This window comes from Microcoleus sp. FACHB-831 (genome assembly GCF_014695585.1).
GTDB lineage: Bacteria > Cyanobacteriota > Cyanobacteriia > Cyanobacteriales > FACHB-T130 > FACHB-831.
The window spans coordinates 56067-70783 of the sequence record NZ_JACJON010000054.1 but is presented as its reverse complement, the minus strand read 5'-3'; the positions used below and the strand labels follow the sequence as shown (position 1 = coordinate 70783).

Annotated in this window: 13 protein-coding genes; 5 read left to right on the top strand and 8 right to left on the bottom strand. The window is 44.7% G+C overall.

Annotated elements, in window-relative coordinates; genetic code table 11:
- Positions 1 to 198: 198 nt before the first annotated feature.
- Positions 199 to 1881 carry a lysine--tRNA ligase gene (gene lysS, locus H6F77_RS14105; RefSeq protein ID WP_190489356.1) on the top strand — a complete coding sequence of 561 codons (1683 nt, stop codon included), beginning with the start codon at positions 199 to 201 and terminating at the stop codon, positions 1879 to 1881.
- Positions 1882 to 1943: 62 nt separating this feature from the next.
- Here lysS and H6F77_RS14100 read toward each other — a convergent pair whose 3' ends face one another.
- Positions 1944 to 2432 carry a hypothetical protein gene (locus tag H6F77_RS14100; protein WP_190489355.1) on the bottom strand — a complete coding sequence of 163 codons (489 nt, stop codon included), beginning with the start codon at positions 2430 to 2432 and terminating at the stop codon, positions 1944 to 1946.
- 117 nt (positions 2433 to 2549) lie between these two features.
- A complete protein-coding gene (locus H6F77_RS14095) occupies positions 2550 to 3077 on the bottom strand; it encodes a glyoxalase-like domain protein (RefSeq protein ID WP_190489354.1) in 528 nt (175 codons plus the stop codon).
- Between the two features lie 243 nt (positions 3078 to 3320).
- Between H6F77_RS14095 and H6F77_RS14090 the strand changes: the two genes are divergently transcribed.
- Positions 3321 to 3998, top strand: a complete 678-nt coding sequence (locus tag H6F77_RS14090; RefSeq protein WP_190489353.1) for an RNA polymerase sigma factor — start codon at positions 3321 to 3323, stop codon at positions 3996 to 3998.
- Between the two features lie 59 nt (positions 3999 to 4057).
- Positions 4058 to 5176, top strand: coding sequence for a tetratricopeptide repeat protein (locus H6F77_RS14085; RefSeq protein WP_190489352.1), 1119 nt, complete (start codon positions 4058 to 4060; stop codon positions 5174 to 5176).
- A gap of 67 nt (positions 5177 to 5243) precedes the next feature.
- Here the strand turns inward: H6F77_RS14085 and H6F77_RS14080 are convergent, their stop codons facing one another.
- From H6F77_RS14080 to H6F77_RS14055, 6 genes are all read right to left on the bottom strand, one after another.
- Positions 5244 to 6236, bottom strand: coding sequence for a hypothetical protein (locus tag H6F77_RS14080; RefSeq protein WP_190489351.1), 993 nt, complete (start codon positions 6234 to 6236; stop codon positions 5244 to 5246).
- A gap of 134 nt (positions 6237 to 6370) precedes the next feature.
- Positions 6371 to 7225, bottom strand: a complete 855-nt coding sequence (locus tag H6F77_RS14075; RefSeq protein ID WP_190489350.1) for a DUF2267 domain-containing protein — start codon at positions 7223 to 7225, stop codon at positions 6371 to 6373.
- Positions 7226 to 7454: 229 nt separating this feature from the next.
- Positions 7455 to 7631, bottom strand: coding sequence for a hypothetical protein (locus tag H6F77_RS14070; RefSeq protein WP_190489349.1), 177 nt, complete (start codon positions 7629 to 7631; stop codon positions 7455 to 7457).
- Positions 7632 to 7688: 57 nt separating this feature from the next.
- On the bottom strand, positions 7689 to 9917 hold the full coding sequence (locus H6F77_RS14065) for a glycosyltransferase family protein (RefSeq protein ID WP_206753463.1): 2229 nt from the start codon (positions 9915 to 9917) through the stop codon (positions 7689 to 7691).
- A 97-nt stretch (positions 9918 to 10014) separates the two neighbouring features.
- Positions 10015 to 10971, bottom strand: a complete 957-nt coding sequence (locus H6F77_RS14060; protein ID WP_190489347.1) for a UbiA prenyltransferase family protein — start codon at positions 10969 to 10971, stop codon at positions 10015 to 10017.
- A gap of 599 nt (positions 10972 to 11570) precedes the next feature.
- Positions 11571 to 12959: a sensor histidine kinase gene (locus H6F77_RS14055; protein ID WP_190489346.1), complete on the bottom strand. Its 1389-nt coding sequence runs from the start codon at positions 12957 to 12959 to the stop codon at positions 11571 to 11573.
- Between the two features lie 496 nt (positions 12960 to 13455).
- Here H6F77_RS14055 and H6F77_RS14050 point away from each other — a divergent pair, with 496 nt between their 5' ends.
- Positions 13456 to 14016 carry a low molecular weight protein arginine phosphatase gene (locus H6F77_RS14050; protein WP_190489345.1) on the top strand — a complete coding sequence of 187 codons (561 nt, stop codon included), beginning with the start codon at positions 13456 to 13458 and terminating at the stop codon, positions 14014 to 14016.
- 457 nt (positions 14017 to 14473) lie between these two features.
- Positions 14474 to 14653 carry a hypothetical protein gene (locus tag H6F77_RS14045; RefSeq protein ID WP_190489344.1) on the top strand — a complete coding sequence of 60 codons (180 nt, stop codon included), beginning with the start codon at positions 14474 to 14476 and terminating at the stop codon, positions 14651 to 14653.
- Positions 14654 to 14717 lie beyond the last annotated feature (64 nt).

Here is a 14717-nt window from a genome sequence, read left to right as displayed (position 1 = left end):
CCCAGTCCATGTCGGGCGTGAGATGTTACTTACCAATAGTTTTTGCTGCGATCGCCGATTCTGTAGTAGGCATTGCCGGGTTACTTAAGCTGATACCCAAACTCCCTCAATACGAATCGCCAAAGATAAGGGCACAATGGTGGAAAGACTCGCCCACTGCATCCTAAAATCAAAGTTTGCCGCTAAAAGCTCTAAGCCATGTCAGAAGATATCCGCGCCACTAGGTTAGAAAAAGTCGAACAACTCAAGCAACTGGGAATGAATCCCTATGCCTATCGCTGGGAGTCCACCCATCACGCCGCCGAACTCCAGGAGAAATATGCCGACTTGTCCAGTGGTGAAGAAGTTGATGTGGAAGTGGCGATCGCTGGTCGCATTCTAGCCCGTCGCGTCTTCGGCAAACTGGCTTTCTTCACCCTGCAAGACGAAACTGGCATCATCCAAATCTACCTGGACAAAAATAAAGTCCAGGAAGGTATGGCAGACATTGACCCAAATGCTTTCGACCACCTGAAGCAACTCACCGATGCAGGGGATATCCTGGGCGTTAAGGGATCAATTAAGCGGACTGAAAAGGGCGAATTATCGGTCTACGTCAGCCAGTACACCATCCTCACTAAATCTCTGCTACCTTTACCCGATAAGTGGCACGGCCTCACTGATGTTGAAAAACGCTACAGGCAGCGCTATGTAGATCTGATTGTTAACCCAGAAGTGCGGCAAACTTTCCGACGCCGCGCCCAAATTACTGCTGGAATTCGCCGCTACCTTGACCAGCAAGGCTTTATTGAGATTGAGACGCCTGTTTTGCAGAGCGAAGCAGGTGGCGCTGACGCCCGTCCCTTCATCACGTACCACAATACGCTGGAGATGGATCTCTACCTGCGAATTGCTACAGAGTTGCATCTAAAGCGGCTGATTGTGGGTGGGTTTGAAAAGGTGTTTGAATTGGGGCGAATCTTCCGCAACGAAGGTGTTTCGACGCGCCACAATCCAGAATTCACCACAATTGAGATTTATCAAGCCTACGCCGATTACAACGATATGATGGCGCTGACTGAGGCGTTGATTACTACTGTTGCTCAAGAGGTGTTGGGGACTCTGCAAATTAGTTATCAAGGGGAGGATGTAGATCTGACTCCGCCTTGGCGTCGCGTGACGATGCATGATTTGGTGCAGGAGAAGACTGGATTAGATGTGACGCAGTTCCAAACAGTAGAAGAAGCGATCGCAGCCGCTCATTCTGTTGGCGTTGAGGGCTTGCACGAGTGTAAATCTATTGGGCATTTGCTCAATGAATTGTTTGAACAAAAGGTTGAAGAAACTCTGATTCAGCCTACGTTTGTTATCGATTATCCTGTCGAAATTTCTCCCCTTGCGAAGCCGCATCGTTCCAAGCCTGGGTTGGTAGAACGATTCGAGTTATTCATGGTTGGACGGGAAACGGCTAATAGTTTCTCTGAGTTAACCGATCCCATCGATCAGCGCCAACGCTTGGAGGCGCAAGCTGCGCGGAAGGCTGCTGGCGATCTGGAAGCGCAAGGCGTGGATGAAGACTTTTTGACGGCGTTGGAATATGGGATGCCGCCGACTGGTGGTTTGGGGATTGGGATAGACCGCTTGGTGATGTTGCTGACAGATTGCGCGAGCATTCGGGATGCGATCGCTTTCCCTCTACTCAAGAGTTCCAGCAGCTTTATTAAAGCTTTTGACTATAAAGCAGAAACTCAAACACTCAGCGTTGAATTCGACAATGGAAGTATCTACAACTATCGCGACGTACCTGATGGGGTATATCAGTGTTTGAAGAAGGCACCCTCAGTCGGTCAATTCTTTAATACCTATATTAAGGAAAACTACGGCTTCGACAGAGTAGTGTGATATCGTTCGTAGTTCATAGTTCATGGCAACGAGCAATGAACCATGAACTATGAACATATACCCTACTTTTTATTTCCACCATCGCGCACTGCCATCAAGTCTTCAGCCGATCTACCAAGGATGCGTGACAGGGGGCCTAACTGGATATCGCCAATTTTTAACCCGGCATAAATACCCTGTAATTCTTTGCGAGACAATTTGTAAGAATCGCAGAATTTAGCAAACTCGTCATCGCTGATATCGAGTTGTTCTTGCCTGTCGTGAAGCATAGCTGCGATCGCTCTTGTCCCATACTTGGGGCGTTCGGCCTTTGCCAAGTATTTTTTCACAAGCTGCTCTGCTTCATTAGGATCGCCATTAGACTGACGTATTAAGTCCAAACAAGCCAGTAGCAGTGCTTTGCGTACCTTTTCTTCATCATTGAGTACTTCAAGCATTCGCATGGCATATTCCGGTTTGCACAAGCCAACTACTTTTCCTTCATAAGTAACCGGAAGATACGGTTCCTTGGGGTGAAATTGCCAAGGCTTTGGCTGATTGGGTTGATCCATTGCAGTGCCCCCTTGAAAGCTATCTCTACTGGCTGTAGTGCAAATTTTCCCATACACAGCTACAAAGCCTCACGTTTTGCACTGCAAATGGGTTATTTTCTTAGTACCAAACACCGCCTAATTTGATACTTCGGCCATTTCAATAACTCGGCCTTCGAGATCCTTTACCAAAAAATTCAGTGGCTTGTCCCGACGAATTTTGTGTTTGACGCCCCGCATCTGCACCCGCAGCAGTACCATTTCTAGACAGTCGTGGTCAAAGCAAACATGGCGCTGTCGATTTCGCGTGCCCAAACTCGCTCCCGAAATTACGTGCAGTTGGGTATTCTTCTTAAGTTGATACCACAGTCCATCCGTACCGTTGAAAGATTTGGTAACAGTACCGCCCATGGTAGGTGATAGGTATAGCGGATCGATGGCGGTGGCACCTAGAGTTTGCTCGTAGTTGTAGTAGTAGTGCAGGGGTACTTCCGCCACTGGCAAATCTAGCAAGCCTTCATACAGCTGGCGCGCTGCTTCTAAATCGGACACCATGATGGTATGGACTTTGGGTGCGCTGGTTAGGAACATCCACATAGCACCCGCATATGCGGCTAAAAGCATCACCATGATGCCTTGAGTGGACAAGAGGCTATCTAGAGGCATAGAAGGGAAAAGCAGCTATTGTCAGAATCAGAGCATATACTTTTAGGCTAGCTTATTCTATCAAGGGATTACCAGATCGGGTAAGATCGCGATCGCCGAATTATTCCCGCTAGTCGCCCTCAGTGGCTGATATTGCCTGGGGCGATCGCAATATAGGTTTATACAACAAGCAAGAAATTGATTTGGGATATATTATTAGTCATCTAAAGAGGTTTTCACCAGTCGGGCTGGGGAGAAATCAGTGTGGACATTCCTCATTTTCCTGAATCCAATCATCCGCTTATCAAAGGACTCTTTCATAACAGCGATGCAGACTTACTGACCCTGTTTCAGCGCTCTCCTGAAGAGGGTAAATACTTCACGGCGATTTTCTGTCGCTACAGTCCGATTGTTTATACATTAATCAGACATTCGGCGCGATCGCCCGTCCAAGCTGACTACCTTTTCGCTCTCACCTGGCGTCACATCTACTACGAACTTGGTGGCTTAGATCTGCGTAACAGTCCCGATCCGTCAGCGAGTTCCTTCCAAAACTGGCTGATCAACATGACGGCTGTTTGCATCAATCAAGCTGAACTGCCACCAGTAGAGTCTATTCACTACTCTTTGCAGGCTTCACCGCCGCCGTTGTGGTGTTACATCGAACAAGCCTTGGAACAACTGCCGCCCATTCTGCGCTTGATGGTTTTGATGTCGCAAACTTTCCACTGGAGCGAAACTCGAATTGCAGCTTATCTACAAGCCGAGGGTGAAGCAATTTCGCCAGCAGCGGTCAAAATCAAGCTCGTGCAAGGGTATCATCTGCTAGAAAATGCCTTGCCAGACGATATCCGGGCTATTTACCTACCCGACGATAAAAGTCTTAGGTCTGAAGATTCACAAGAAATGGATCGCGCCTCCGGTGTGATTCCCATCTTATAAGTTCCTCAATTGCCCGCTGGGATTATTCGGATTATCAAGTTCAGCTGTTGGAGCATTTCATGCATCGATGGTGTCTTCAGGAAGGCAAAAGCATTTCCAACTTCCGGCTGGTAACTAAAGCCAAGAGTTTGTTGCTGTTTGCTACTTCTTTGTCCCTCATTCCTAGTCTGTTACTGGGAATTATCTTTACTTTTTACTCGTCCAGCGCCAGAGCTATCGACGCTCTTAACCCACAGCTAAACATTCCTCTAAATAACGGCACTCTAGGGGAGCCAAGGGAGGAGGCGGACGTGCTGGTGCGTCTGGGGGGACAGGCGCAACAACAAGGCAGGCTAGAAAAAGCGATTTCCTACTGGTTGCAAGCTTTAAGTATTTATCAAAGAATTGGTGAGGATCAGGGAATTGGCCTTACCTACGATTTTATTGGTCTGGCCTACGGTCGCCTGGGACGCTATAGGGAGGCGGAAGATGCGCTGCGACGACGCTTGGCTGTAGCGAGAGACCGCAAGGATTTTCAGGGACAGATATATGGACTGAATAATGTAGGAACGGTTCTGTTGCAATCGGGTAATCTTCCGGCGGCACAAACTACATTTCGGGAGGCGCTAGCTATTGCCAGAAGCGTAAAAAATATTGCTGGCGAAGGGCTATCGTTGAGCAATCTTGCTTTGGTGTTAGCTGGGTTGGGAGATTATAACCAGGCGATCAAACAGTATGAGATAGCTTTGGCTTTGCGGCTTCAAGCTAGAGATCCGCTAGCTGAAACTAATACGCGCAATAATTTGGCAGATGCGTATCGCGCTATCGGACGCTATGAAGATGCGCTGAATTCCTACCGCGTGGCGCTGGAAGTGGCGACGGAAGCTCGCGATCGCGCTGGCCAATTTCGCGCTTATGATGGTCTGGCTGTATCCTACAGCGCTGTCAAAAAGTACGACCTTGCTTTTAAAGCACTTGACGGGCGCATTGCTCTGGCTAGGCTGGACCAAAACTTACTTGAAGAATTAAGGTCGCTGCGGTTATACGCTCAACTTTACCAAGTCAACGGACACTACGGAACGGCGCGTGATTTCTACGAACGGGCGATCGCCATTACCAGGTCGCTGGGCGATGTTCAGCAAGAAGCGCTTTTAATTAACGAACTAGATCAAATCCGCTATCAGCGGGTATCGAGGTAATTGCTCCTCGATCCGAAAACTAAATAGGGTGGGCATTGCCCACCCTATTATTTTTAGAACTTGGAGATTATCGCTGCGGTGATGAAGGTGTCATCATCGAACCACCCTGGTTCATCATGGGCTGATCCAATGCTTGGGGCGTTCCGGGCGAAGCAGCGGGACAACCTGCGGGGGTACTAATACCCATACCAACATATCTAGCTTCGTAGAAAATGCTGGGGCAGGGGTTGAGTGCAGCGCTACCAGTGGCTCTATTCAAGGTGCTGCGGTTGGAGTTGTTCTGCATCATGCGATCGCTATTCATATTCATTTGGCGATCCGAGTTGTTCATCATGCCATCTCCATTCATCGTGCCACCTTGGTTCATAGAGCCAGGAGCTTGCTGATTGTAGCGATCCGAGAGCGGTTGCGTCGGCTGGGTGTTCGTTGAGTCTGCGCGATCGCTGCTCATCGAAGAGCTTTCATTTTCACTGCGAATTTCGTTGGTAGGCGTCAAGTTATACCGATCGGAGATTGGTTGAGCCTGCTGGCTGGTCGAAGAATCCACGCGATCGGTGGTCTTAGAATTTTGCTTTGTGGGGCGAACTTCGTTGGTAGGCGTCAACTTATAGCGATCGGAGACTGGTTGAGCTTGCTGGCTGGTAGAAGAATCCATGCGATCGCTGCTCGTCGGACTTTCATTCATGCTCCTCGGAGTCGTGCCGCTGCTAGGCATCGCATCGTTGTCATTCCTGGGGCGAACCTCGTTGGAAGGCGTCAGGCGATAGCGATCCGAGACTGGTTGACGCTTCTGGCTAGTGGGTTGCATACCAGCGCCGCTCATTGAAGCGTTACCCATACCCCGAATGTCGTTTTCCGTAGTCAGGTTATAGCGATCTGAAAGAGGATAACCTTGTTTTGGATAATACGATCTAATATCAAAATCACTCATACTGGTACTGCCACTGGTACCCGTATCGGTTTGTGACTGAGCGATCGCGGGTATGCCGATAACTAAACTTCCACAGATAGCGCTGGCCAATGCCAAAGTTCTTTTCATTTGCTTATTTTGCCGAATCATAATTAAACTCCGATTGCATTAAACAAGGTTCTTCTAGCCCGACTCTCTATAAGTGATAGTCGGGCACTAAACAAACCACCATGTAAACTAGCCGCTGGGAAGATTAGCTAACAGCTTTTTCCTTTCCCATTGCGCTAGGCTTGCTCCCACAATTCCCGGATTTTGTCGGGTAAAAATGTAGCAATTTCTTGAATCCGTTCTGGGGACAAGTCGTCTTTTGTCGCCGAGAACACTGCTTTGGTAACAGTTTCCGGGCCTGTGGTAGCAGGTAGACCAGCCTCTTGTCTGATGCGGAATAGAAAAGTATCAGACTTAATGATCAGAGGTGGACGAATCTTGCTGAGGAAACTGACCAAAGGATTTGTATCTTTCCAAAGTTCTGCCACTTCGTTTTGTAGCGCTTTTTCTTCAGTCGGCAGAGACTCTTCGTGTAATTCCTCGGCAACCCGCGCTGATGCTTCATTCGTCATCATGTCGCGCATGGTGCGGAAGACAACCTCAGTTATATCTCTTGCATCATAAACATCAGTTAGGTTGCCCTTAAGCATGACCTTCTCTAGGAAGGGCATATCTTTGTCGTAAATAGGTACTGTTGGCCCTTCTCCGAGAGACTTAGGAGGATTTGCATCCATTTCTTCGAGAAGCTTGCGGCCTTTTTCTGTTAATGCGGCACTTTTAAAGGTAATTAAGTGAGGCAGGGGGCCATCGGACGCACCAAAAGAATTAGCGATTCTGAAATCGAATTCTTTAGGGTTAGCCGCGTCAGGAACATCTTCCTGGTTGGCGTAGGCATTACCCGTAAATTCAGCGTGGATATATTGTTTTTGATTTAAATAATCTAGGTGTCCTAGCAAATCTACGGGTGTAACTTGCAGGCCACCGAAATCTGCTTCAGTGAATTTAACTTCTTGCTGGGCTTCGCCTTCCTGCGTTTCGCCGATTTTTTTCAACAAAATGTAGGCAACGTCTTCTCGTAACTCAATGGTCATACAAATCTCCTCCATATTCAAAATAGACGCAGCAACGCACCTGGCTTAAGAAACTCCCCGTAAGTTCCCAAGCCATCCGTTGAATTTAAATTTGGCTAAATGTTTTAGCCGATACTGTTAAAGTTAGTATGTCTATACCTACGCCTGCATCTGCCACGAGAAACATACCTAAAGTAGTGTCTTGAAGGTATCTGAGTTGAAATTAACTCACCGAAAAGACATCAATTCGCTATTGGTAATAAAGCATTGCTCCCCACTGTTCGCTAGAGATGGGGATTACCTGCTGTTGCGTCATCAGCCTTCGACCCCCCCGGTTGCTTGCTGGGGTCGAAGGGTGTTTTAGATCCAGTATGCAATTCCCTATGGGAATCGCTAACGCCTTTGGCTTCGCTGACGCTTCACGCACTTTAAGGGTTCGCTAGCAAGACTAAACAGGTGGGCGATCGCGCCCTCTTGCTTTAAACTATTTTTTGCCCAACAACCCAGGCCTATAAGCAAACGTTACCCGATGATTACCTGCTGGTAACTTCACCGATTTGAAAGTACCGAATAGTAGTTCTATACTCGTAGGCTTACCGTCAACTGTAGCTTCCCAATTTGCATCCCAATTGTCTATAAAGCTCAAATAGCCGTCTGTTGCAGCACGCACATCTAAGGTTAACTCGTCGCCCGTGTAGGAAATTACCTGTTCAAAATCTGTGAATTGCGCTGCATCGTCAAGAAATGGTTGTATCTTTGGGTAATCAATAGCTTTAGAGAAATAAAGCTTTCTTGCATCAATTACTCCCAATAGTTTTCTTCTCGCATCTACTTGATCTTCGGTACTTGCGAGAAACTTGTTATAACGATTGAAGTGCCAGTTGGGTATGCTTCTAACGTTAAAGCTAGAATTGACTGAGAGCGATAGCTGCGGAGATGTTAAGGGATCTGCTCTTGGGACTGTGAAAGACTGCAAATTTTGTTGAGCAACATTTAATCTATATCTGGTTGGCGTCTCAAACAAATTGGGATATAGCCACATGAAAGCGCCAACGTTTCGCATATCCAAAGCAGAGAACAAAATCAGTCCAGCTACGATGGCAGAAAGAATTTTAGGGTTTCCTAGCTTAATTCGTGTCGATACAATTAAAATGCCCAGCACGATTGCGAAGGCGATCGCGCCATATATGATAAATAAAATATCTGTTGATGCTACGTTCTTAAAATACTCTTTCCAGTAGCCAGTATATTTTTTCTTGCTATATACAAATGACTGAACGAGTAAAATAGCTACATAAGCACCAGTCACTACATAAATAGGTGCCCACTTTGACAACCCCCTCGGCGTTGCTGTACTGCTTCTTCTAGTAATTAGTTCTTCAAAATAAGTGTAAGCAATAGCCATTACCCAGGCGATTATAGGCACGAGAATAATATTCATCCTGCCCCAGGTGCGAAGGCTAGCAAATCCTGGCATATATTGCCACAGAACTTTGAAAAGCAAAGAATATCGACCGTAGGTAATATAGGTAATTGTAATAAAAAAAACTAGAAAACTTATTTTTACCAAACGGTCGCGATAGCAAGGTGCATTTTTGGAAGAATCGCCAAATAGTTCGCTGAAGAAGTATAGAAGAATTATAAAAACACCCAATATTCCGAAGTAATACCAACCCTCGGCGCGGGCAAAGGGAGGGAAAATCAGCGATCCAATCGTATCGTTTATAAAGAACTTGTGTTCTGTAGAATATGCAAAATTGCCTCCTCCTCTGTCTGTTGTATCCTTCAGTAACTTGCTCATTTTGCCAAGAAATGGCAAGGATATTACGAGGGAAGATACACCTGCAACTGCCAAAATAGCACTTGAAATTCCTAATCTAACTTTCAATTTACCAAAGAACTTTTGCCGCAGTTTGGGTATTGCAAATAGCAACACGTAGGGGCCAAACAGAAACAGCGAGTAATAGACGTAGTAGGGATAACCTGCGGTAAGTAAACAAACCAGAAAAAACAGAATAAGCAGACCGTATTTTGCCGCCTTTTTTAGCGACTGGCTTTGTAAAATCTTGGTCAGCGCAAACAGTATCCAAGGTAGCCATGCTGCTGTATGGATAGCATTGGGAAACCTTAAAAGTTCTGCCACTTTGAAGCTAACCGACATGACAAGCGTGGCGAACAGCAGCGATCGCACATTAAACTTAAATTCCTTTAGCCAGAAATACAGTCCTAATCCAAAAATAGAAACGCCTGAAATGGCAAAAATTTGATGATCTAAGCGAGTGTAGCCTCCAGCAACTTTATAAAATATCGTTAATAATAAATTTAGCGGGTAAAAAGTTTGTGTAAATGGACTTGATGCAAAGGGGAATCCTGCGGCTTCAGATGGCGACCACATGGGAATTCGTCCGTTGCTTAAATTGTCTAAGAGATAAACTTTATAAATGTAATAGAGAGTGTCAAAGTCATTATTGATGGCAACATATTTGCCATTTATGGGAAAAACCGATCTAAAGAAATAGATAAACGGCCAAACAAAGATCAAAGCAGGGATGAGAAACTTACGCCATGCAGGTTCATCGCTAACAAAACTATCTGCTACTGCGGCTTGTGATAACTCGCTTTCAGGATTGCGATCGCTATTTATATCGTCATTCATCGCTTTTGATTCCTCCGTGCCCCAAACATCCGCATCAAACACAAGCCTTGTTTGCAAAAAGACTGCGATTGTTTAGAATTTAGCACTTTTGCGGTTAGCATATTTCGCCACCTTGCTATCTCCTAAATCGCAGTCTTGCGTTGCTTATAACTTCTTACTTCTGAGTTATGAAGGAATTCTCTAAAAACCAATGCAAAGATTCAATTCTAGCAAAAAACAGCGTCATAAACAGAACCCCAAGAAATAGCAAATAGGCGCTAAGACGCTTGTCACGAAGCAGACGTTCTGGATGCTGTGCTGGCGAATCCTTCTTGAGGCCGATGTATAAGTACCAGGTAAAAAGAAAGGCCAAAAATGGGAGAGTCAAAAGTAACTCAATGCGGTATTTAACTAAGAAAACTCCCAAGAAAAAAGCCGCGCAATTGGCATAGAAAAAAGATGAAATTAACAGGCTGTTTTCCGTATAAAACTTAAACGAACGACGGTACAGTGCAGCTTGTTCGGGGTTGGCAATGAAGCGATATTCTCCATAGCGTTTAATAGCCATGAGAAAAGCACCACCCATCCAATATGCAAATAATAAACTTGATGGAGGTAGGGGCGTACTGGTGACTATAAACCAGCCCAACATTAGCCGGATGGGATTGTTTATGGCTTCGGAAATAACATCGAGATACGCTTTTTCTTTTGTCCGCATCGGTCTGATGTTGTAGAAAATGCCCTGAATCATCAAAGCCGCTGCTACTGCGAGAAAATAGGGCGAAACCAGCGATGCGAGACTAAGACCTACAAGTAAAAGCAAGGCATACTCTGTATAGACTATTGATGCCTTAAGCTTTCCCTGAACTGCTGGTCGGTTCTTTTTAACAGGATGGAATTTGTCAAATTCTGCATCTAGCCACTCGTTGATAACATAGTTGGCTGACGCTACAAGGCAGGTACTAATTATGCCTATAACAAGCCGGAATATAAAGCTACTTAGTGAAACCTCGGAGTTAAAGATTGCGTCAGGTTTAAGAACTGCCGCAAAGGCTACTCCAGGCAGAATGAATATGTTTTTGAACCAGTGGTCTGGTCGCGCAATGGCTACATATGGACGAAGATTTTTCATTGTCGTTCTTTAGGGTGGTGAAGTTTTCATGTAGAATCTCCTAAGTTAAGGAGGATGGCGATCGTTTTTACAAAAGAGGTATGGGCAATTAGTACAAATTGCTTAACATTGTAAATCCTCCCTCCGGAGCTTGTCAGTATTTCTACGTTTTCTTTATGAAAACTATAAATAGATAATATTTTTTTAAATTACTTGACATATTTTATAATTATGAGATAATAAAACGCTTGCTTAATTTTAAAAAATTTTAGATATCTGTTCGCGTAAACTGTTTCGCTGCAATTAGACAAAGCTTACTGGTTCATTAATTCCAGCTACATTGGGAAATTTTATAGAAAAATTGGCTGTGTAAGCAAGAAGTGTGGATTATGAACTCAAACAATTTATGGAAGCAAGCTTAGGCTTACACAATTAAACTCTAGATAAAGTTAATGCTACATCTAGCCTTCATTCAACCGAATTTTTACTGAGAAATATAGTCAAAAAAAGCGATCGCAATTCTTTATGTAAGTGAATATACGGTATTACAGCCGAATAGCTGAAAGCAGCAGATCCGGGGTTTCCTCTAGAACAACCGCAGATTTAATCAGGTAATAACGCTATTCTGCTTTTAATCCAGGTAATGTGACAGTAACGGTTGTGCCTTTATGAAGGACGCTTTCGATGTGAATATTACCCCCGTGATTCTGGACAATTGCCAAGGCGATCGCTAACCCCAGTCCAGAACCAGTTGTGGTAGAAACTCCCAGCGCGTGACTTCTAGCAGGGTCTACCCGATAAAATCTATCGAACAAACGAGGTAACGCAGATTCTGGGATACCGATACCCGTATCTATGACTTTTACTTGCATCTGCGGCATCCCGTGACGGATAATTTGCTGCAATTTTACATCCACCCGACCCCCAGCCGCAGTATATTGCACGCCATTACTAACTAAATTTGTAAATAGTCGCGCCAGCTGATCCCAGTCTCCGGACACTGCTAAGGTATCCTCTTCGGAGTTTAGATTTTGGAGTTTAGATTTTGGATTTTCTTGTTCCATCAATGCAAAATCGGATTCCCGGTCAGATCCGGGGAATGAGGGCAATCCTAAATCGAGAGAGAGGCTGACGCCTTTCTCAACTGCTAGCAGTTGTTGTTCCTCAATTACTTCCATCAGCAGGGCGTCGAGGTGGACTGGAACTAGCTGAGGCTGAACGATGCCGCTATCTTGTCTTGCCAGAAACAGCAAATCGTCTACCAATCTCCCTAATCGCTGCGTCAATCTTTCTACAACTTTTAGTTGCTGTCGCCTCTGTTGCGGATCTGGGTTGGGGTAGGCTAACGCAACTTGCACGTTAGTCTGAATCGTGGCAATCGGGTTTCTCAGTTCGTGGGAAGCATCAGAAGTGAACTGTTTGAGACGCTGATAAGATTCGCGCACGGGTTCCATCGCTAACCCGGAAAGCCACCAGCCGCTTGCTGCAACGGAGATCACCATTAGCGCAGTACCAAAAATTAAATCTACCATCAACCAGCGAGTAGGTTTTGCTACTTCAAACCAGGGATGGCTTACGCGCAAATATCCAAGTACCTGCCGCCCGATTTGCACTCTTTCTGTAACTTGTCTGAGCAGGCGATCGCCTGATGTATGAACTGTCTCGCCGATGCGGGTGCGATGAATGGGAATATCTAGAGGTTCTGAGAGGGTTGACCAGAGCAATTCTCCCATTGGGCTAAACCACTCTAGATCGATGTGGTCGTCTTCTACGGCGTTGGCATTGTTGGGGAAGCTGGCTTCAACGTTAACGCGCAATTTTTCTGCTGGTAAGGTTTCTATTACGAGCGATCGCTGCACTACTTCGACTACATGATTTAGGGTATCGTCCACCCTTTCAATCAGCGTGCTGCGGACATATATATAGACACCTGTTGCAAACAGCAGTAGCAAAACGGCGGTTACGGCTGTGTACCAGATTGCGAGACGACGCCGCGTCGCTTGAAACATAATAATAGGTTTTAGCTTTTATTTTTGCTATTCTACATTTAAATCGATGTCAGAGAATTTTGATAATTTTTTTTAGAATTTATCTTATTTATTTTACGTGGTTGCGTTGTTTGAGCGTTTTTGTGATAAATTTAACAATGTTATTGTGTTCTTACAAGTTATTTTATATAAGCAAAAAGATTTCTAATATATCAATTTAGCATAAACCTTATATTTATCGTGCCATAAGGCAGCGATCGCGCCCCTAGATAATTACTTTCTAGGTAAGTTCCTCACTTCTCCTGTTAGCAGTTTTTGTAACAGTAGAAATACTCTGGTTTGACAAAAGCCACCTTATATTATATGCGTTTGGGATAAGCTGGATTGGAGTTTCAAAATCATTGCTACAGAGAAACTTAATAAGTAGTCGCTAAAATCTTATTTCCCTAAATGCAGTTTTCTTCAATTCACCAATGCCGTGAAAAGTAGTCTGTTATGCAATCTTGGTTAGTGCGAAATGCGAATACTATTCGTTTGTACTGGTAACACCTGTCGCAGCCCGATGGCAGAAGCGCTATTTGAGACAAAAGTTCGGGAATCTGATGTAATTGAAGTGCAATCGGCTGGAATTCATAAATTTAAAGGATTTCCAGTATCGCCGCACGCTATAACCGTGTTAGCAGAGTACGGCATTAAATATGACCGCGCACCTCAAGAGATAAATCCAGAATTAATCGAATGGGCAGATTTAGTGCTGACGATGACGAAGTTTCATAAATATATAGCGATCGCTTTATTCCCTGAGATTTTTAATAAGACTTTCACACTCAAAGAATTTGTAGGAAATCAAAATTCCTTAAATATTAGCGATCCAGTGGGCAAATCCTTATCGACATATCGCCAATGCGCCCAGGAAATTGACTCAGCAATAAATCTTTTACAGCACAAGTTACAGATAGTAAGTGAAACAAGCTTTAGTTCTTTTATATTCCCCACTCCTCAACCCTTACCGCCAGCTATATCGCTGTTAAGGTGGCTAATTAGACTGGCGAGATTGAGGAATAATACCCGCCATTAAGATATAACACCTAGAGCGTCGGTTTAAGTACAATTACTTGTTGAGAGCAGGGCTATGTTAAAATATTACAAATTAGTAATAATTGAGTTTGTTTTTAAAAAATTCAATCATCACCCTGAAGACGTAAAGATAAGCATATCTGCAAGGCGCTAGCTAACACTGCACCACAGCCGTATATCAAATGGCGTGCTAGCGGCGAATATATGGATGCACAAATACAACTGAAGATCGAGGGATCGAGACACAGACAGATTTATTGTAGTTAGCTATCGAAACTAGATTTTAGTTATGCACAGTTGCTAAAACGTCTGGAGCTAACTAAGTGCAAACCTGGATAAAAGACTGTTTAGAGGAGTAGTTGGCAAGCACGTCCAACAAACTGGTCAATCGATACCACATTGGAAAAAGACTTTTTGCTTAACTGCTAGCAAATGCTAGTAAATTTTGGGAGGAAAACATGGAAACTTTCGCCTATCTATCTATTGCCTTAGTGCATGAGAAATTTCTGAATTCTGAAGCTACCGAGCGATCGCGCCAAGAAGAAATTTCTTACAAGCAAGACTCCGAAGATTTTTCTAAGCTTGCCATCGACTACAAACGAAATAAGGCGATAAACTACTTCCCAGTTGTTTTTTAGGAAATAACAAGGGGGAGAGGCTCAAAGTTTAACCATCAGAAGCGATCGCGTTTCCTTGTAAGTA